The sequence below is a fragment of the Arcanobacterium canis genome (assembly GCF_029625435.1).
In the GTDB taxonomy this organism is placed as follows: domain Bacteria; phylum Actinomycetota; class Actinomycetes; order Actinomycetales; family Actinomycetaceae; genus Arcanobacterium; species Arcanobacterium canis.
This window is the reverse complement of record NZ_CP121208.1, coordinates 1,067,166-1,086,389: the sequence shown is the minus strand read 5'-3', so window position 1 is coordinate 1,086,389 and position 19,224 is coordinate 1,067,166. Positions and strand designations below refer to the sequence as shown.

Here is a 19,224-nt window from a genome sequence, read left to right as displayed (position 1 = left end):
GACAGTGAGCGCAGGGAGAAAATAGTTTTCAGTAGTCACAACGGCGGGACTAAAGTCTTTGTGGGCATCGGGAGTTGTGCGTGTTTTCGTGACTCACGGAAAGACGTTACTGGTGAAAGGAGGTGGCTGTGCAATGCCAATGCCTCACCACCTCCTTAGCGACACTCAGTATCCGATAGATGCGAGATAACCCCTGGAATCAGCTAAACAATCGAAAGGATCACGCCCGTAGGTCATATCTTGCTCAATAAAGAGGTATTCTGCGCCAGCGTCGATTGAGGCAGGCAGAAGCTGAGGCCAGTTCATATTTCCTTGGCCAACTTCAGCAAATTCGACGATATTGACGAACATCGAGTAGCCTTCTTCAACCTTGCCCTGAGCAAACAGGTCCAACGCCTTTTCAGGTAAAGATCCAACGCGGAAATCTTTGACATGAATGAGTTTGCATACCCCAGAATACTCACTGAGCATATCTAGTGGAGCCATGCCACCACGCTGTACCCAGTGAAGATCGACCTCAAAATTCACATGAGGAGCCACACGGCGCACAATATCGAAGATTCTTTCGCCGTCGAACTGTGCCAAATCCACATGGTGGTTGTGGTAGCACAAGGTGATACCTTCCTCATCTTGGAGCTTCTTAGCCCACGGTTCAACCTCGGCCGCCCAGGCTTCACAGCTCTCTTTTGAAGTCATCGCGCTAAAAGGCATCATTCCAATGCGCAAAAACCGGCAATTGAGGCGTTTGGCATCGGAGACGATCTTGTCATAGTGCTCAACGAAGTTATCTCCATTTGCCATTGGGGCAGGGGCGAGAGCAACGGAAAGTGCGCCAACCTCGATCCCTAATTCTTTTACTCCACGTTCAAGGTCTGCCACGGTTGCTTCCTCCATCGGAATCTGTGACACTTCAACAGCGTGAAGATCCATGCGAGCAATTTTCTCCAAAACCGACCACATGCCCTCCTGGGCAACCTTGTCTTTAAGCATCATCATCTGGACGCCAAGAACAGCCATTTTTCCTCCTTCGCTTAATGATTGCCAGTGCCCACTATTTACGGGACTCAAACTTGCCTTCAGCCTCGATACGCTCGTTGAGTAGTTCGAGGTAGAGATCCTCATCGAAGTTCTCCAACGACACTTCTGTGCCGGTCCAGGAGGACAGATGAATAGCGTTTGCCAGTGCAACGCCGTAGATCCCGTCAGCAATAGGAGCAAGCGGATCGGCGTCGTGCAGAATCTGTGCTGCAAAATTTTTCAAGACTTCTACGTGCTGTCCGCCCCATACTGATTCATAGGTTTTTGTTTCGGTGCTCATCAAGGATTCGCGATCGAGTTTTCCGGTGAAGAGAGCAACAATTTCTTCCATCCCCATTTTGTCTGAGAGCACACGCTCGTCATCAACGAGGCGTGTGATGTGGACAGTGTCGGAGTTTTCCACCACGATTTTCCCACGATCGAAAAGAATTTCGAGTCGGTCAGTTCCAGGTAAATCGTTGGTAGAAGTAATGAAAGTGCCAGTCGCGCCATTGCCGAAATCTGCTAGAGCATTGACTTCATCTTCGACGACGATATCGCGGCGGTACCCGTAGGCTGCTTTAGCGAACACTGATTTTGGTGCCCCACATAGCCACTGCCATAGATCAAGCTGGTGTGGTGCCTGGTTGACGAGAACGCCTCCGCCTTCTCCACCCCATGTTGCTCGCCATTCGGACTGGTTGTAATAGCCCTGGGGGCGCCACCAGGTGGTGATGATCCACGAGGTGTGGCGCAGGGACCCGAGCTCGCCAGAATCGATCAATGCTTTCAAATCTCTGTAGAGGGGATTTGTGCGTTGATTGAAGAAAACACCGCATTTCACGTCAGGCGTGTTTTGTGCAAATTCGATGACTTCGCGTGCCTGTTTTGTGTAAACACCAACGGGCTTTTCGATGAGTGTGTGAATTTTGCGTTTGAGGGCTTCAATGCCCATTTCAGGGTGAAGGTAGTGAGGTACACATGTCACGATTGCATCGACGGTTCCCGAATCAAGCATCTCGATGTAATCGGTGAAGAAGGGAACACCGTAGGAATCTGCTGCCTCTTTCTTTTCGGGGAGGATGTCGCAGATTGCGCCAATTTCCATTTCTGGTACGCGTCCTTCGGTGAGGAACTTTGAATACATTGTTCCTTCGGCTCCGTGTCCGATAATGCCTAAACGTACTTTTTGAGTCATTATTTTCCTCTCCATAGGGTCATCGCAAGGATGAGTGTTCATAAATTGTTTGGGCAATTTTCAGTGATTCATAGGCTTCGCGCGGGGAAATCCAAAATGCTTCAGGGGATTCGAGTGCGGAATAGAAATCGCGAAAGAGAATTTCATGGCTCACGCCCCAATAGGTTCTTCCCGAGGAAGCGGCGTGGCGTTCAGGGTAGTATTCTGTATGCCCATCGTTCCACCGGATCGTCAAGCCATCTCGGATAGTGGCGGTTGCCTTATCCGTATAAATTTCGAGTTCAACGGGTCTGTGAGCGGTATTCGCAAGAGTTGCATACATCGTGCTCGTTGCACCATTGGGGTGCGTCAGAAACAGGTGCGCACTTTCGTCAACTTCGATTACTGAACGCAAGCGATCGAGTGTTACTGATCCACTCACTGAAGAAATACCTCCCATGAACCAGTGAAGAAGATCAATTGTGTGGATTGCTTGATTCATCAGCAGCCCACCGCCCGAGCCTTCCCATGTACCGCGCCAGGGGCGTGAGCGGTAGTAGTTCGCATCGCGGCTCCAGACCATATTTGCGTATGCACCAGTGATAGTCCCAAGTCCTGCATTCGCGAGGCGCGCATGTAAGATCTGGCTAGAAACGTTGTAGCGGTTTTGGAAACAGATACCGATTTTTCCTGATGCTTTTTCGCTCGCTTCGACGATGGCTTTTCCTTCCTCAAGGGAATGCGCAAGCGGTTTTTCTTGGAGGACATGGTATCCGCGTTCGAGTAGGTCAACGGTGAGATTCGCGTGCATATTGTGTGGGGTGGCAACATGCGCGACGTCGAAGGGAAGATTTTCGACGAGATCGTGGTAACTACTGAAATAGGGAACGTTGTAAGTGCGGGCTAAGTTGCGCGCACGTTCAACGTTGGTATCGCATACGCCAACAAGAGTGGCATCTTCGATCTGTGATATTCCTTCTGCGTGAACAACGCTCACATCTCCACATCCAATAATGACCGCCCGTTTCATCGGAAGTCCTTTCCCATTTGGGACAGGACATGGACGAGGGCGTTGTAGGCATCGGTCCACAGATCCGGCCCACACAGTCCGCCGAAAGCATCGAAATCACCCAGATGGGGCTCAATGGAGAGGAACCCATCGAAGCCATCGGCTTCAAGTGCGCGGAAAAGTTGTGGAAATTGGCCATCGCCTTGCCCAGATGGAAGAACCTTGTTGAGACCATCAACGATCTCAGTGGCTGAAGCATCCTTGCAGTGGATGTATTCAACGTAGTCTTTGACAACTGGATAGGCTTCATCAGCTGGAGCAACACCCACCTGAACGTAGTTCGCTGGATCGAAGATTGCGCGATAGTTTGGGGAATCGATTGTTTGCATGAGGTCTGCTACGCGTTGGGGAGTATCGCCGTAGATATCTTTTTCGTTCTCGTGCAAGAGGGTGATGCCCTCTTTTTCAGCAAGGTTCACCATTGCCCGCGTGCGTTTCATGACTTCGTCGCGGTAAATAGCAGGATCTGCGCCTTCTGGAATAAAGAAAGAGAACATGCGAATGTAGGGTGCTGAGAAAAAGTGGGCAACATCCATTGCGTGGGCAGCGCGTTCAAAATGTTTCTCAAAGGGGTCAGTGATGAGAATTTTGCCGAGATCTGAACCAATTGAGGATACAGAAATTCCTGCCTCGCTCAGCTGCGTTTTTGCTTGCTCAAGCTCAGTGGTGTCCAGATCGAGAACTTTTGTTCCCCAGGCACTTCTGAACTCCACGTAGGAGATACCAAGGGTATTGAACAGTTCAATCTGTTCAGTGAGGTCTTTGGAAATTTCGTCAGCAAATCCGGTAAGAGTCCACATTGTTACACCTTTGAACGCAGGGAAAGGAGCGGCACAACAATGTGATCCGCACCATGTTTTCGCTGCTATTCTAGTAAGGGGATGAGTGTGGCGTCTCTAAAGATTTCCTTGCTTTGCAGGCAACTTTTGGCAACATTTCGCGCAAAAATAAATGCTAGGACTTTAGTCTGGTGTGTGGGAGGGTGCGCGAGTTCTCGCTCCCATGAAATTGCGCGCTCAATGACGCTGAGTGAGGTGAGAAATACTGGCACGATATTTTGCAGCTTCCTCATATTCAGCTTGAACTTTTGCTTTGTGCTTGTGTGCCACTCTTGCTCCAACTCCCTTGCGCATAACGTATGTGGCGGCAATCCAGATAACACCCACCCACACAAATGAGAAGATAATTGCCATGAGAGTGAGAAAATCCTGAGCCAAAATAACCATTAAAAATACAACAAAGAGAAGAACACCAACCGCGCTGACCCGTCCACCAGGAAGAGTGAAGCCAGAAGTGTCATGATCAGCTGGCCGACGGTGACGATAAACTAAATAAGCCCAGACAATCATCACCCACACAAAAATAAACAAGAGGGATGAGACGGAGGTGACCATTGTAAAAACCTCCATAACTGTGCCTCCAGTTGCCATGAGAGGGATCGAAGTGAGCAAAATTGCACAAGAAATCATCAGTGACTTCTCAGGGATAAAACGCCGTGACAGCGCAGCTAAGCCAGAAGGAGCTTGACCATTTCGAGCTAGAGCGTAAGCCATTCGGGAGGTTGAATAAACCCCCGAATTACATGAAGAAGCAGCTGACGTGATGACCACAAAGTTTACAACAGAGGCAGCGGCTGTAATTCCCACAAGAGAAAAAAGATTCACAAACGGTGAAAGTTCTGGATCGACGTCGTACCACGGGGTAACCATCATGATCGCGCCGAGAGCCAAAATATAGAACAGCAGGATGCGCAAAGGAATCGAATTGATAGCTTTAGGCAAGGTGACATGCGGGTCTTTTGCCTCGCCAGCTGTGGTTCCAACGAGTTCGATACCAATAAAGGAAAAAATAGCTAGCTGAAATCCGCCAAAGAAACCCGCAATTCCATGAGGAAACAGACTGACATTCCCACGAGAGTCACTCCACAGATTACTCACCCCTGCCACAGTTCCATCAGGGGAGGTGAAGTGAGAGAACGCCAAAACAAACCCCATAATAATCAAGGCAATAATCGCTGCGATCTTGATGAGAGAAAACCAAAATTCAGTCTCACCAAAAGCCTTCACTGTCAGGGAGTTCAGAAGGAAAATAATGCCCACCATAATCAGGGCAGGAATCCACAGCGGCAAATTCGGCCACCAAAAATGCGTGTAACCCGCTACCGCAATGACTTCAGCAGTTGCAGTGACAATCCAGCATAGCCAGTACGTCCATCCCACCACGAAGCCTGCGGTAGGCCCAAGGATGTCGGCGATGAAGTCAGAAAACGTGTGGTAGCCCTCGCGCGAGAGGAGAAGCTCGCCCATCGCACGCATGATGAAGAACAGGACAAATCCGATGATAGCGTAGACCAAGAGAACGGAGGGTCCCGCCGTCGAAATTGTTTTTCCTGAGCCCATGAACAGACCAGTGCCAATTGCGCCGCCGATTGCAATCAGCTGGACATGGCGATTAGACAGGCTACGTTGTAACTCCACACTTTCTCCTTCTTCAGTGCCGCATCCTTTGGAGCGCAATGACTCAACAAAGATGATGCGCAATGGTAAGTCCCAGTGCTGCGGCGGCAATGCAAACCACAATCATACCAGTGCTATTGAATAGCGCGACCAACCTTTCTCCACGGTGCGCTAGTTTCACAGAATCTAATGATGCGGTGGAAAAGGTGGTGAATCCACCGCAAAACCCGGTTCCAAGTATCGCCAGCCAATCTGGAGATAGCGCTCCTTGGCTCGCACCACCAGCACAAATGCCAAGTAAGAAGGAACCAAGAGTATTCACTACCCACGTCCCACGCGGCAAACGCGAATGGGGGCTGGACAAGAGATCGTCGAGAAGGAAGCGGCAAGCAGCCCCTAGACCTGCGGCGAGCGCGAGAAAAGCGATCACGGCCTGCCTCCAATGCGAGTGCCAACCCAGCAACCAACCTCGGCTCCGAGTACGCCAAGCGCTACCGTCGTGGCTGCATAGGCAAATGCCAGTGCCGGGGAGGTGACCAAGGTGACAACGTTGAGAGCGAGAGCAGAGTAGGTCGTAAATCCTCCCAGCACACCTGTTCCAGTGAAGAGTTGCCAGCGACGTCGTTGTGACATGTCAGCGACGTGACCTGCAAGCCCGTCAGTGAGCAGGCCGAGGAGAAATGCTCCCATGACGTTTACTGCCATGAGATCGAGGTAGCCGCCAGGAATCGCTGTAGTGAGGCCGTAGCGTGCAAGTGCGCCAAGCGCTCCGCCTGCGGCCACGATCAGTGCGCATTGTGTTCGAGATTCGATATTCACCACCGATACTTTACGCGCCTTGCTACCCTTAAAGACATGAGACACATTTCCGACGTCGTCAATGCTATTGAAACTGCGTACCCGCCGGCTTTGGCGGAAGACTGGGACCGCGTTGGTCTTGTGGTGGGAGACCCGTCGTGGGAGGTGACGAAGGTTGGCTTCGCTGTTGATCCGTGTGAAGCCACGGTGAGTGAGGCTATTGAGCGCGGCGCGCAAATGTTGATTACTCACCACCCTCTGTATCTTCGTGGTACCTCTTTCGTCGCAGCAACAGGCGGCAAAGGCTCGTGGGTTACGACATTGATTCAGCATAATGTCGGCTTGCTCGCAGCCCATACGAATGCCGACGCAGCGCAGACCGGAACAGCGCAGGCAATGGCCGATCTTCTGGGATTAGTGGACGTGCGCCCGTTGGCTCCGAACCCTGATGCTCCCCACCTGGGCATCGGGCGAGTGGGGCGGCTTGCGATGACGATGAGCGTTCGCGAACTAGCAGAGCGACTCAAGGCTCTTATTCCACCAACTCCGGCCGGAATCACCATCGGTGGTGACCCTGAGCGAATCGTTACCACAGTGGCGCTGTCACCTGGTTCGGGCGATTCATATCTTGCACGCGCAAATGACGTTGGAGCAGATGTCTATATCACTGCTGATCTGCGTCATCACCCCAGCACAGACCATCTGTGGGCAGGAGGCTGTCCTTTGATCGGCCTGACGCACTTTGCTTCGGAATGGCCACTTTTGCCACAGATGCGTCAGCATGTGGCAAAACTTGGCGTCGAGACGTATATTTCAACGCTCGTGACTGATCCATGGACCCTGAGAATCTGAATTTCCCCATAGTGAAAGGCTCACCATGAAAGCACCTCGTACCGATCAACTCGCTCTTCTTGACCTTGCCATCCTTGATTCGAAGATCGGTAAGTTGCGCCGGGAGGATCACAATCATCCCTTGCGTGCTGAGCTGACTGCAATAGTCAACCAGATTGCGGCCACGGGGCGTGAGATCGCCGTCGCCGAGGAGAAATTGATTCAGGCAAACACAGAAGTTGAGCAGGCAGGTGCTGCAACAGAGAAGTTGAGTGCGGTGATCCACGAAAAAGAGGACAAACTTGCCGCAGGTTCCGGTATGGATTCCCGTCAGCTTCTGGCACTGCAAAAAGAGATCGGTGACGCGCGCGCACGGCTTGAACAAGCCGAAGAACGAGACTTTGCGGCGTTGGAAGCGGCAGAGGCATGTGAGCGTGAGCTCGAGGCTGCTCGTGTACACCTGAATATGCTCAATACGCAGATGCTTGAGACTCGATCAACTTTGGAAGCTGAGATTGAGGGCCTGGAACGCGATGTCGCGGATCTCGTGGCCACACGTGAACGGCTTGTTGAGCCTCTCGATCATGATCTCGTCGCTCTTTACGATCGTTCGCGAGCACGTGGCGGTTTCGGGGTGATCGGAATGTATCCCAACGGGATGACCACAGGTGGGCTTCAAATTTCGCCCGTCGAGGCAGCATCGATCAAAGGTGGGGATCCAGATGACGTGCATATTTCGGACGATTATGACGCCATCATTGTGCTGACGAACTAGTTAACGTGATCGATGAGGACGAGTTGAGTCGTTGGTCCGTCGCGTAGTTCGAGCCGGCTAATGTGACCGGCATCGACGAGGATATGAGCGAATTCGGCAAGTTCGTTGACTGTTGTTGGTGCGTTCGTTTCACGAATTAACGCACCTGCGAGTAAGCCTCGGTAGCGTTTCGCATCATGGGAGACAACGCGACGTTGTCCGTCTTTGATACGTTCGACACGAATTTCGACGACGTGCGATCCGTGTGGTGTGAAAACGCGGTAAGGGCCTGAACGTGCATCGACGATAAGGCTGTCGTGAAGCGATTGCGGGCCGACGTCGGCCAGAATGCGTCGCCAGCGGGTGGCATTGTTGCCGCCGGGGAGGGAAATTCCCATTTTTAAGCGATAGGACGGAATAAAGTCACACGGGCTGAGAAGTCCAAAGAGCCCAGAGAAAATGACGAGACGCTCATGAGCACGAGTCCAATCTGTTTCGGACAGATGATGAGGATCCAGGGCTGAGTACAACACGCCAGTATAAACATCGAGTGCGCGAGCAGTAGGGCAGGAAAGCAAGTTGCGTTGGCGGCGGACTTCCGGGGCAACCGAGGCGCCGACTTTGAGAACGTCACATGCATTCTCAGCGCGTGAGACATCCATCAGTTCAGTGGCAAGTTCCTTGCGTAGCGGCGTGAGCTGTGGGAAAGTGAGCGTCTCGAAATTTAACTTTGGGCCGACGTCGGGGGCTGTTTTGCCCTCAGAGGGCGGAAGGAAGATCTGCATACGGATATTTTATCGTCCGTGCTCCATCTCATGACGAACATCGAGGTAGTTTCGACGTCGGGGAGTGCTAAACTTGAGCGTTGAGTATGCCAGGCGGCCGCGCGAGTGACAACTCTCGAGGAACGTCCGGGCTCCGTAGGGAGCAGTGGTGGGTAACGCCCACTCGGGGTGACCCGCAGGAAAGTGCAACAGAAATAAAACCGCCGCAAGGTAAGGGTGAAATGGTGAGGTAAGAGCTCACCGCGAGCATGGTGACATGCTTGGCATGTGTAAACCCCACTGGGAGCAAGGCCAAACAGTGTGCGTCGAGGCGTCCCGCTGAGCACACGGGTGGGCTGCTTGAGGCGTACGGCAACGTACGTCCTAGATGGATGGTCGCCTCTAGCGAATCGCTAGAACAGAACCCGGCGTATCGGCATGGTCACAAAGAGTTGAGGGGGAGATCTTCGGATCTCCCCCTCAACTCTTCAGATATGAACACATCAGGCCTGGGAAGGGTCGTTCACTGCTTCCCACGCCAACGACGCCGCACCCACGATTCCAGCTGCATTACGTAACTGTGCGGGAATAATGCGCGCACGTGTGTGAATCAGCGGAAGGAACTTCTTGTGCTTCTTTGACACGCCGCCTCCAACGATGAACAAATCGGGGGAGAAGAGTTGCTCATAGGTATCGAAGCACAATTGTAGGCGCTGTGCCCACTGCTCAAAACTGAGCTCTTCTTTTTCACGCACACCTGAGGACGCATAGTGCTCAGCTTTCATTCCATTCGGAAGAAGCAAGTGGCCCATTTCGGTATTCGGGACAAGATGACCATGGCTGACAAGCGCCGAGCCAATGCCCGTTCCCAATGTCAACACGAGCACCGTGCCCTGTGTCCCTTTTGCGGCACCATAGCGTACTTCACCATAACCAGCGGCGTCGGCATCGTTGATGACCGTCACCGGACGCTCAAGTGTTGAGGCGAGCAATTCGTGCGCATTGATTCCGGCCCATTCTTGCGAAAGGTTCGCAATGAAAGGAACAACGCCCTTCAGGATTGGTGCAGGGAATGAGACTCCCACGGGAGTCTTCTTCTTCGGGTTAAAATGGGCGACAAGCTCTTTGATGATGGCCGCAATCTCCGCAGGAGAGGCATTCTCCGGGGTGGGAATGCGGTAGCGCTCATCAGCGAACTCTCCAGTGCGCAAGTCCACTGGCGCTGCTTTAATTCCTGAGCCGCCGACGTCAACGCCGATCGCGTATTTCTTCATGTCTTTCTCCTACTTCGTGGGCATTGCTGGGGAGACTTGCCCACGGGTGGGCAGCGTCAAAATTTCAGCGCCGTCGGCGCGAACGACGAAGGTATGTTCCCACTGCGCGCTACGGCCACGATCCTTTGTGACGATTGTCCAGCCATCGTCCCACTGTTCCCAATCGATATCGCCCAAAGTTAGCATGGGCTCAATCGTGAAGACCATGCCTTCCTCAATCGTGGTGGTGTAAAGCTCAGAATCGTAGTGAGGAACGATGAGTCCAGAGTGAAATGCTTCGCCGACGCCGTGGCCGGTGAAATCTTCGACCACGCCGTAGTCGAATCGCTTTGCGTACTTTTCGATCACTCGACCGATCACATTAATCTGGCGACCAGGTTTAACAGCTTTAATGCCGCGCATCATCGCTTCATAGGTGCGCTCGCACAACAAGGCCGATTGAGGGTCAACTTCACCAACGTAGAACATGGCATTGGTATCACCGTGGACACCATTCTTGTACGCCGTGACATCCAGATTGATGATATCGCCTTCCTGGAGCACTGTGGAATCAGGAATTCCATGACAAATCACTTCATTGATGGACGTACACAGCGATTTCGGGAAGCCCATGTACCCTAGCGTTGAGGGGTAGGCGCCATGATCACACATGTACTCATGGGCAATTTTGTCCAGCTCGTCGGTGGTTACTCCAGGCTGAATCGCTGCGCCGGCTTCATAGAGTGCGTCGGCTGCGATCTGTGATGAGATCCGGATCTTCTCGATTGTTTCTTCATCTTTGATATCTGAGGCTGTGACAACTTCGGGCCCATCGTGGAACATATACTCAGGGCGCTCAATATCAGCGGGGACCTTGAGCATGGGCGAAACGATTCCAGGGGTCAAAGTTCCGAGCGGTGCGCGATGTGGGTTCATTTCCCTGCCTTACAATTAAGAGACAACGAACGCGAAGGAGCGAACGATGTACTGGTTTAATATGTCAACTCATGAAGTGGCTCAAGGAGAAAGTTCCCCATGGCATTCGACTCAAACAATGGGACCCTATCCGAGTGCTGAGGCCGCGCACACTGCCCTTGAGATCGCTGCAGTGCGCACGGCATATGCGGATGAAGAAGACCGAGCCGAAGCTGAGCGCGACGACTGGTGATCAGTGGTCGAATGCGTGGGTTCGATCAGGGAACTCGAGGTTCTTCACCGCATCTTTGTAAGCCACAGTAGCTTGGCGAAGCGCGGCACCGACTTCGCCAAAGACCTTGACGAACTTCGGGGTCCACTCCTGCATTCCCGCCATATCCGACCACACGAGAACTTGGCCATCGGTGAGCTTGCCTGCGCCGATACCGATGGTGGGGATATTCAAACGTTCGGTGATTTCGTGAGCGATATCGTAGGGGACCATCTCCAAAACCACTGCGATTGCACCGGCGTCTTCCACAGCCTGTGCGTCGTTCGTGACGGCCAATGCGGCGTCACCACGGCCCTGAACACGCGGCCCGCCCAGAGCGTTTTCCGACTGAGGCGTGTAGCCGATGTGTCCGACGACGAGGATTCCGGCCTGAGTGATTGCCTTGATACGGTCAGCCATACGTTCGCCGCCTTCAAGTTTGACGGCGTTTGCGCCGGCCTTGATGAGGCGAACAGCATTTGCCACAGCGTCGGAATCTGAGGCTTCGTAGGAGCCAAATGGCATATCGCCGACGATAAATGCGCGCTTGGTGCCACGGGCGACAGCTCCGATCGCGAGCTCCATCTGTTCCATCGTGACGGGAACGGTTGATTGATAGCCGAGCATTGTCATGCCGTACGAATCACCCACAAGGAGCATATCGATCCCAGCCTCATCAAAAATATGTGCTGTGATTGCGTCATATGCGGTGAGCATCGTGATTTTCTCGCCGTTTTCTTTCATCGCCCGTAGGTGGTGGGCTCGGACCTTCGCCATGTCACTCCTTCGTTTAATTGGAACGGTCTGCCCACCAGTCTACGCGTTTTAGTTCCAGTCCCCTAAGCGAAGATGCGACAATAGGCTCATGGATAAGCAAGTGGAGAATGTATTGCGTGCCGTTCAAGATCAGAACGTGCGGTTTTTGCGCCTATGGTTCACCGACGTTTCGGGGACGCTCAAATCAGTCGCCATTGCGCCTGCAGAACTCGAAAGTGCCTTTGAGGAAGGAATCGGTTTCGATGGGTCTGCAGTTGAAGGACTGACACGAGTTCACGAATCAGATATGGTGATGCACCCCGATCCTGGCACCTTGCAGATCTTGCCAGCGACGTCGTCGGCAGGTACTGTCGCCCGCTTGTTCTGCGATATCGCGACTCCCGACGGGGCTGGTGTGAGAAGTGATCCTCGCGGTGTGCTTCGGCGTGCGATCGATCATGCGGCGTCAATGGGCTTTATGTTCTACGCTCATCCAGAATTCGAATTTTATCTGTTTCGCCCTGTGGCAGATGAGTATGAGATTCCCACACCGATCGACTCCGGTTCATACTTCGATCATGTATCACGATCAACGGCACATGACTTCCGTGCGCTCGCGGTTCGTTCACTTGAAGATATGGGGATCGCCGTCGGCTTTTCTCATCATGAATCCGGTCCAGGCCAAAATGAGATTGATCTTCGCGTCTCCGATGCGCTGACCATGGCCGATAACATCATGACACTGCGTGTGATCTTGGAAGAAACTGCTTTGGCTCAAGGCGTCAGTGCATCGTTTATGCCCAAACCACTTGAGGGGAAGCCAGGCAATGGAATGCACACCCACTTTTCTCTCTTTGAAGGTGACCGCAACGCGTTCTACGATCCTGCTGCGGAATACGAATTGTCCATCACTGCGCGCCAGTTCATGGCCGGTATCCTCACACATGCGCGTGAGATTACGGCAGTGACTAATCAGCATGTCAACTCCTACAAGCGTCTCTTTGGTGGAGACGAAGCTCCGGCATATATCACCTGGGGAAAGGGCGTACAGAGCGCATTGATCCGTGTTCCGTCTTTCAAACCAGGAAAGGCTTCTAGCGCCCGAATCGAATATCGAGCATTAGATTCGGCAGCGAATCCCTACCTCGCTTTCGCTGTCATCTTGCGGGCAGGACTTGACGGAATTGAACGCGGGCTTGACCTTCCTGATTCCTTAGGAATCGACGGTGCTGACTTGGATCGTCTTGAGCGAAAAGCGATGGGGATCGAATCTCTCCCCGGATCGTTGCACGAAGCCCTCCGCGAGATGGAGAACTCGGCATTAGTCGCTGATACGCTGGGCGAAGACGCTTTCGACTACTTCATCCGCAACAAGCTTCATGAGTGGGAGATCTACCGCAGTCAGGTCACTCCATTTGAACGGCGTCGTTTCCTCGGGGCGCACTGATGCGGCAGGCCACCCTCACTGGTCAGCTACGTGCCGCTGGCTTCTTTGACCCTTCTCGGGCGGCGAGCTTGCTCGAATCTTTGACACACGATCCGCAACGTTCACGCACACTCATCGATCGATTGGCAAAGGTAGCAGACCTCGACCTCGGTCTGCTTGCTGCCGTGCGGCTTGCCGAAGTCGGGATTGACCTTACCTCAGCAAGTGAGGAGATGCTGTCCGTCGTCGGATTTTCGGCAGGTGCGCTCGATCTCTTGGTCGCTCACCCGCATTTGGCATCTGCGCTCGACACTCGTCTTGATCTGGAATCGGTGAGACTGGAATCAGAAAAGGCATGTGCTGTTCGCGCTCTTGGAACAGAACCTGCCAATGCGATCCGCGAATATTACTACCGTCGTCTCCTCGCAATTCTCGCCGCTGATCTTCTTTCTCCCACGGATGCATTTTTCCACGTGGGAAAGGCACTGTCTGCCGTGGTCGGTGCGACACTCGAGGCGGCTTGGGTAGCGGCGGGCGCCCCGGAAAAATTGGCGGTCATTGCCATGGGAAAAACTGGAGGTAACGAGGTCAATTATCTCTCGGACGTCGATGTCACCTATGTGCTTCCTTCTGATGCTTCGAGCGGTGATATTGAGGCATCCACGACAGCTGTTAGTGAGATTTCACGCCTCATTTCTGCGCCTGGCCCGTGGCCCGCATTGTGGGAGATCGATCTAGCACTTCGTCCGGAGGGCAAAGACGGACCCGTAGTGCGAACAGTGGATTCGTCACTGACGTACTATCGCAAGTGGGCAGAAAACTGGGAGTTCCAGGCATTGCTTAAGGCGCGAGCAATTGCAGGAAATATGCAAGTGGGAATGTCCTATACCGAGGCCGTCGCGCCGATGATATGGGACGCTGCCTCGCGCACAAACTTCGTCGAGTCTTCCCGGGCAATGCGACGGCGGGTCGAAGCACACCTCCCGCCGAAGCGGCGTGATCGCGAAATCAAACTGGGGGAGGGGGGTCTGCGTGATATTGAGTTCACCGTCCAACTTCTGCAGATGGTTCATGGGCGAAATGATGTCGCGCTTCGTATCCGTCCTACCTTAGAAGGGATCGAGGCCCTTGCCGCCGGTAGCTATATGTCACGTTCTCACGCTGCCCGCCTCGATAGTGCGTACCGCTTCCTTCGCAACCTCGAACATCGATGCCAAGCGCGACGATTTCGGCGCACCCACCAATTACCGACCGACGAGGCGACATTGCGTGCAATTGCGCGTTCTCTTGGCATGTCGGGCGTGAAGGAACTGGAGGAACGTTTTCAGTCAATTCGGCGCGAGGTACGGGCACTCCAACAAGAGATCTACTATCGTCCGCTCCTCGGCGTGACTGCATCACTACATCCAGACGAAGTCGCACTCGAACCACATGCAGGAGCGGCCAGACTTGCGGCAATCGGGTTCAAAAATCCAACATCTGCCATGGCAAACGTTGCGTCACTGACAACGGGCCTCTCTCGCACAGCTGCCATTGAGCGCCATATCCTTCCCGCGATGCTTCAATGGTTCTCAGAAGGCCCGATGCCTGACCGCGGTCTGGCTTCCTATCGCACTGTGTCGGAAAGTCTAGGCTCGACGTCGTGGTTTATGCGTTTGCTACGTGACTCTTCGCTTGCTGCTCAGCGCATGGCTCATGTGCTGTCCACCTCTCAATTCGTTCGAGATGGGATGCGCAATTTCGCTGAATCTGTCGCATGGCTCGACGACGATGCCCAACTTGTCCCCAAAACGCGCGAGGCGCTGGGATATGAACTCGATGCTATTTTGGCGCGGCGTGGCCCAGAATCGATGGCACACGCTGGACGATTCCTCCGTCGGCGCGAACTTTTGCGTACTGCGTTGGCTGACATCCTAGGGCTAGTGGATCGCCCCCAGATTCGACGAGCAGTAACAAACGCGGCGGAAGTTGCAGTGAGAGCTGCCCTGAGAGGTGCGAGAGGGGTGGCAGACGACGTTGAGTTTGGAATCATCGCGATGGGCCGTTACGGCAGCTTTGATCTCAATTACGCCTCAGATGCAGATGTCATGTTCGTCTATCGTGGTGGGCACGACGCTGAGCGTGCTGCTGGGGATGTGGCACACGCGTTCATTGCATCGCTGAATTCCATTGATTCAGAGCCTCCTTTGCCTATTGATACCGATTTGCGTCCAGAAGGGAAATCGGGTGCGCTTGTCAGAAGCCTCGATGGTTATCGTGAGTATTACGCGAAATGGGCCGATACATGGGAGCGTCAAGCCCTTCTGAAAGCCCGGTACGCAGGAGGGAACCATGCGATCGTCGAGGAATTCCTCGACATGATTGAACCCGCACGTTATCCGGCACATCTTTGTGCAAATGAGATCCAGGATATTCGCTTGATGAAAGCACGCATTGAGCGTGATCGTGCTCCGCGGGGGACGCGAGGGCGTCACTTGAAACTTGGGCCAGGAGGATTGTTTGACATCGAATACGCGGTTCAGTACCTGCAACTCAAACATGCTCACAGGTTCCCTCAACTTCGAGTGACGGGAACCCAAGAGGCAATGAATGCTGCTGTCGATGTCGGTATTCTTTCTCCGCAGGACGCAAACGTACTGTCGCAGGCGTGGAATATGGCAGACGCACTTCGTGGGGCGAACGTCCTTGCTAGCGGACGAACTCAAGGGGCAAAAGTTGATATTTTGCCAACAGACGTTGACGAACTTGGCGTCATTGCCGCTCTTATGGGAATATCGCCCGAGGAACGTCATGAAATGGAAGAAACCTACTTGCGTCGCTCTCGTATTGCGCGCGGCGTCGTCGAGAAAATCCTATTTGAGGAGGAATAATGCGACTTCACCTCATTCGTCACGGACAGACGGAAGCCAACGAATCGCTCATCATGGACACGCGTTTTCCTGGAGCGAATTTGACACAGTGTGGACGGGAACAGGCACTCACGCTGCCCTCGCGTTTATCAGGTGAGAATATTACCTCGTTATCGATGTCCAATCTGCCACGAACGCATCAGACGATTGCGCCACTGGCACAAGCCTTGGGAATTACACCCGTCGAGCGTCCGGGGCTGGCGGAAATCGACGCTGGAGAATGGGATGGTACACCGATCCCAGAAACCGGAGGTCAATACCTCCAGATCGTCGCGCGTTGGCTCGGTGGGGAGATGGATCTACCACTTGCTGGTGGAACAACTGGACACGAGGTAAAAGAACGCTTTGACCGCGAGATCGAAGCGATTGAAGCGACGGGTGCCCAGGTAGCTGCTCTTGTCGCTCACGGTGCGGTAATCCCGTTTTGGGTAATGGCGACGACAGGAGCTCCGTCGATTGAGTTCTTTACAGAGCATCGATTAAAGAACACCGATATTGTCACCGTTGAGGGTTCGTCTGCAATGGGATATCGCCTGGTTGCGTGGGCTGAAGAGCCCTATAGTGCAGGATGATGTGCCTTTCACACGTTTTGTCGTTCATGTGAAACGTGTGTGAAAGATGGTGAGGGCGTCACGTTGGGTTAGCCAACGTGATGCCCTCACCATCTCATGTGTGTTCTACAGATCGTAGTAGAGCGCAAACTCGTAGGGGTGTGGGCGCTGAGCCAGCGGAGCAATTTCATGTTCGCGCTTGTATGAGATCCACGCTTCGATGAGATCTTCAGGGAACACGCCACCTTCGGTGAGGTAATCATGATCCTCTTCTAGATAGCGCAATGCATCCTCGAGCGAACCTGGTAACTGTTCAATCTGTGAATGCTCCTCCGGAGGCAATTCATACAGATCCTTATCGATCGGTGCCGGCGGCTCGATACGATTCTTAATACCGTCAAGGCCTGCCATCAGCTGGGCCGCGAAGCACAGATAGGGATTTGCGCTTGGGTCAGGCACACGGTATTCAAGACGCTTTGCCTTCGGCGACGTGCCAGTGACAGGAATACGGATACAGGCAGAACGATTGCGCGCCGAGTACACCAGGTTAACCGGTGCTTCAAATCCTGGAACAAGTCGGTGGAACGAGTTGATCGATGGATTAGTAAATGCCAGAAGTGACTTTGCATGATAGAGGAGGCCTCCGATGTACCAGCGTGCCATATCGGACAACCCGCCATAGCCGTTTGCATCGGCGAAGAGTGGCTCGCCGTCCTTCCAGAGCGACTGATGCGTGTGCATCCCGGAGCCGTTATCTCCGAAGAGTGGCTTGGGCATGAATGTCACGGATTTGCCTGCTTCAAACGCGACATTTTTGATCACGTACTTGAACTTCATCAGATCATCGCCGGCCTGGAGGAGTGTGCCGAAGCGATAGTTGATTTCCTGCTGACCGCCAGTACCAACCTCGTGGTGCTCACGTTCGATGTTCAGCCCAACTTCCATGCACTTCGCTGTCATTTCATCACGAAGATCATTCATCTGGTCGTTGGGGGAGACAGGGAAGTAGCCTCCCTTAACACGCGTCTTGTAACCGAGATTTCCGCCCTCTTCTTCGCGGTTCGTGTTCCACCACGCTTCTGTTGAATCGAGATGGTACGACGCGCCGTTCACTTCCGATGAGAAGCGAACTTCATCGAAGAGATAGAACTCCGGCTCTGCGCCGATGTAGACGGTATCTGCGATGCCAGTCGATTTGAGGTATTCCTCTGCACGCTTGGCAACGTTACGAGGGTCGCGTCCGTAGGGCTCATCAGTGAATGGATCAACCACTGAAAAGTTCATCACAAGGGTCTTACGCTTGCGGAACGGGTCGATATAGGCCGTTGATGGGTCCGGAATGAGCTTCATATCAGATTCATGAATTTTGGTAAATCCACGAATCGATGAACCGTCAAACATCATGCCATTGGCAAGAGTCTCAATGTCAAAAGCAGATACTGGGATTGTAAAATGCTGCATCACGCCTGGCAGATCGCAAAAGCGAATATCGACGAATTCGATATCAGAATCGGCGATATATGCCGAGGCTTCCTCGACGCTTGAAAACACGGTTTCCTCGTTCCTCTTGTATTGTGAAATTAGCGTCCACGCATGGCTTTGCGATTTGGACGCGCGTTCATGGGATCGATGCCCTTCGGAATCGGAAGTGCATTGGTGGGAATCGCACGAAGACGCTGGGCGACGGCCGCAACTTCTTGGTTCGAGATTTTCTTTGGAAGACGGCGCATGGCCTTTTCAAGCTGGGAAAGCTTGACTTGACCTTCGCCGTTGCCCACCTTGATCACCTGGACTGGCGCGGAAGGAGCCACACGTTTAATCGCGCGGCGTTCCTCGTCGATCAATTTGTTGACTTGCGCTGGCGAACCGTCACCGATGAGCACAACGCCGGGACGACCGATCGCACGAAACACCATGTCCTGGCTACGCGGATTGAAGCGCACAGGTTCTTCGGTGATATTCCAGCCGCGCTTGATGTTTCCAAGAACGGCTGATGCGGCGCCGGGCATCCCGTCAATCTGCTTATACGATGCAGATTTCACGAGCTGGAGTAAAACCAGCATCGCGAGGGTAGTTGCCAGAATGACACCAACAAAAATGTAGAAGAACCAGGAACCAGTGATGATCGCAAGAATGATGAAAAGAGCGAGGATACCTACAAGCGTTCCCCACACTGCCCAGCCGGTCCACGGATACGTCTTCTTTGACACGCGGTAGGCATCAGCGAGGTAGGAATACCAGCGCTTTTTCTTCGGCTTATTCGTTTTGGCCATGAGT

19 protein-coding genes and 1 other RNA gene are annotated in these 19,224 nt (G+C 53.3%); 7 read left to right on the top strand and 13 right to left on the bottom strand.

The features are described from left to right. Positions 1–165: 165 nt before the first annotated feature. The 7 genes from P7079_RS04925 to P7079_RS04900 form a co-directional block, all read right to left on the bottom strand. The gene (locus tag P7079_RS04925; RefSeq protein WP_278012180.1) at positions 166–1,017 is read right to left on the bottom strand and encodes a sugar phosphate isomerase/epimerase family protein; all 852 of its coding nucleotides are present in this window, start codon (positions 1,015–1,017) and stop codon (positions 166–168) included. Between the two features lie 34 nt (positions 1,018–1,051). Further along, complete coding sequence (locus tag P7079_RS04920) at positions 1,052–2,215, bottom strand: Gfo/Idh/MocA family protein (protein WP_278012179.1); 1,164 nt, start codon at positions 2,213–2,215, stop codon at positions 1,052–1,054. 19 nt (positions 2,216–2,234) lie between these two features. After that, positions 2,235–3,224, bottom strand: a complete 990-nt coding sequence (locus P7079_RS04915) for a Gfo/Idh/MocA family protein (RefSeq protein WP_278012178.1) — start codon at positions 3,222–3,224, stop codon at positions 2,235–2,237. After that, a complete protein-coding gene (locus P7079_RS04910) occupies positions 3,221–4,063 on the bottom strand; it encodes a sugar phosphate isomerase/epimerase family protein (RefSeq protein ID WP_278012177.1) in 843 nt (280 codons plus the stop codon). The genes P7079_RS04915 and P7079_RS04910 overlap by 4 nt, the downstream gene beginning before the upstream one ends. A 216-nt stretch (positions 4,064–4,279) precedes the next feature. After that, positions 4,280–5,740, bottom strand: coding sequence for an amino acid permease (locus P7079_RS04905; protein WP_278012176.1), 1,461 nt, complete (start codon positions 5,738–5,740; stop codon positions 4,280–4,282). Between the two features lie 43 nt (positions 5,741–5,783). After that, complete coding sequence (crcB, locus tag P7079_RS08490; RefSeq protein WP_376986539.1) at positions 5,784–6,149, bottom strand: fluoride efflux transporter CrcB; 366 nt, start codon at positions 6,147–6,149, stop codon at positions 5,784–5,786. After that, a complete protein-coding gene (locus P7079_RS04900) occupies positions 6,146–6,538 on the bottom strand; it encodes a fluoride efflux transporter FluC (RefSeq protein ID WP_278012175.1) in 393 nt (130 codons plus the stop codon). Before P7079_RS04900 ends, crcB begins: the two co-directional genes overlap by 4 nt. Positions 6,539–6,574: 36 nt before the next feature. On the opposite strand from P7079_RS04900, the gene P7079_RS04895 reads away from it, so the two are divergent. Both P7079_RS04895 and P7079_RS04890 read left to right on the top strand, forming a co-directional pair. Then, entirely contained in the window at positions 6,575–7,369 is a 795-nt protein-coding gene (locus P7079_RS04895) for a Nif3-like dinuclear metal center hexameric protein (RefSeq protein ID WP_278012174.1), read from the top strand. A 25-nt stretch (positions 7,370–7,394) separates the two neighbouring features. After that, positions 7,395–8,123 (top strand): zinc ribbon domain-containing protein, encoded by a 729-nt coding sequence (locus P7079_RS04890; protein WP_278012173.1) that lies wholly within the window; start codon positions 7,395–7,397, stop codon positions 8,121–8,123. Here the strand turns inward: P7079_RS04890 and P7079_RS04885 are convergent. After that, complete coding sequence (locus tag P7079_RS04885; RefSeq protein WP_278012172.1) at positions 8,120–8,887, bottom strand: YaaA family protein; 768 nt, start codon at positions 8,885–8,887, stop codon at positions 8,120–8,122. The genes P7079_RS04890 and P7079_RS04885 overlap by 4 nt on opposite strands. 81 nt (positions 8,888–8,968) lie before the next feature. Between P7079_RS04885 and rnpB the strand changes: the two genes are divergently transcribed. Further along, an RNA gene (gene rnpB, locus P7079_RS04880) (RNase P RNA component class A) lies at positions 8,969–9,315 on the top strand. 54 nt (positions 9,316–9,369) lie between these two features. On the opposite strand, the gene ppgK is transcribed toward rnpB, so the two are convergent. Together ppgK and map are read right to left on the bottom strand one after the other, a co-directional pair. Continuing rightward, positions 9,370–10,140: a polyphosphate--glucose phosphotransferase gene (gene ppgK, locus P7079_RS04875; protein ID WP_278012171.1), complete on the bottom strand. Its 771-nt coding sequence runs from the start codon at positions 10,138–10,140 to the stop codon at positions 9,370–9,372. A gap of 9 nt (positions 10,141–10,149) precedes the next feature. Beyond that, complete coding sequence (map, locus tag P7079_RS04870) at positions 10,150–11,055, bottom strand: type I methionyl aminopeptidase (protein ID WP_278012170.1); 906 nt, start codon at positions 11,053–11,055, stop codon at positions 10,150–10,152. Positions 11,056–11,101: 46 nt separating this feature from the next. Between map and P7079_RS04865 the strand changes: the two genes are divergently transcribed. Then, on the top strand, positions 11,102–11,287 hold the full coding sequence (locus tag P7079_RS04865) for a hypothetical protein (RefSeq protein ID WP_278012169.1): 186 nt from the start codon (positions 11,102–11,104) through the stop codon (positions 11,285–11,287). On the opposite strand, the gene panB is transcribed toward P7079_RS04865, so the two are convergent. Then, positions 11,288–12,082, bottom strand: coding sequence for a 3-methyl-2-oxobutanoate hydroxymethyltransferase (gene panB / locus P7079_RS04860; RefSeq protein ID WP_278012168.1), 795 nt, complete (start codon positions 12,080–12,082; stop codon positions 11,288–11,290). It abuts the gene before it with no gap. A gap of 88 nt (positions 12,083–12,170) precedes the next feature. Here panB and P7079_RS04855 point away from each other — a divergent pair, with 88 nt between their 5' ends. Genes P7079_RS04855 through P7079_RS04845 form a run of 3 tightly spaced genes read left to right on the top strand, consistent with a single transcriptional unit; the run spans position 12,171 to position 16,968 of the window. Beyond that, positions 12,171–13,508: a glutamine synthetase family protein gene (locus P7079_RS04855; RefSeq protein ID WP_278012167.1), complete on the top strand. Its 1,338-nt coding sequence runs from the start codon at positions 12,171–12,173 to the stop codon at positions 13,506–13,508. Then, positions 13,508–16,357, top strand: a complete 2,850-nt coding sequence (locus P7079_RS04850) for a bifunctional [glutamine synthetase] adenylyltransferase/[glutamine synthetase]-adenylyl-L-tyrosine phosphorylase (protein ID WP_278012166.1) — start codon at positions 13,508–13,510, stop codon at positions 16,355–16,357. The genes P7079_RS04855 and P7079_RS04850 overlap by 1 nt, the downstream gene beginning before the upstream one ends. Then, complete coding sequence (locus P7079_RS04845) at positions 16,357–16,968, top strand: histidine phosphatase family protein (RefSeq protein WP_278012165.1); 612 nt, start codon at positions 16,357–16,359, stop codon at positions 16,966–16,968. Before P7079_RS04850 ends, P7079_RS04845 begins: the two co-directional genes overlap by 1 nt. Before the next feature lie 105 nt (positions 16,969–17,073). Here P7079_RS04845 and glnA read toward each other — a convergent pair whose 3' ends face one another. Together glnA and P7079_RS04835 are read right to left on the bottom strand one after the other, a co-directional pair. Continuing rightward, positions 17,074–18,498: a type I glutamate--ammonia ligase gene (gene glnA, locus P7079_RS04840; protein ID WP_278012164.1), complete on the bottom strand. Its 1,425-nt coding sequence runs from the start codon at positions 18,496–18,498 to the stop codon at positions 17,074–17,076. 29 nt (positions 18,499–18,527) lie between these two features. Next, a complete protein-coding gene (locus tag P7079_RS04835) occupies positions 18,528–19,220 on the bottom strand; it encodes a DUF4191 domain-containing protein (RefSeq protein WP_278012163.1) in 693 nt (230 codons plus the stop codon). Positions 19,221–19,224: the final 4 nt, after the last annotated feature.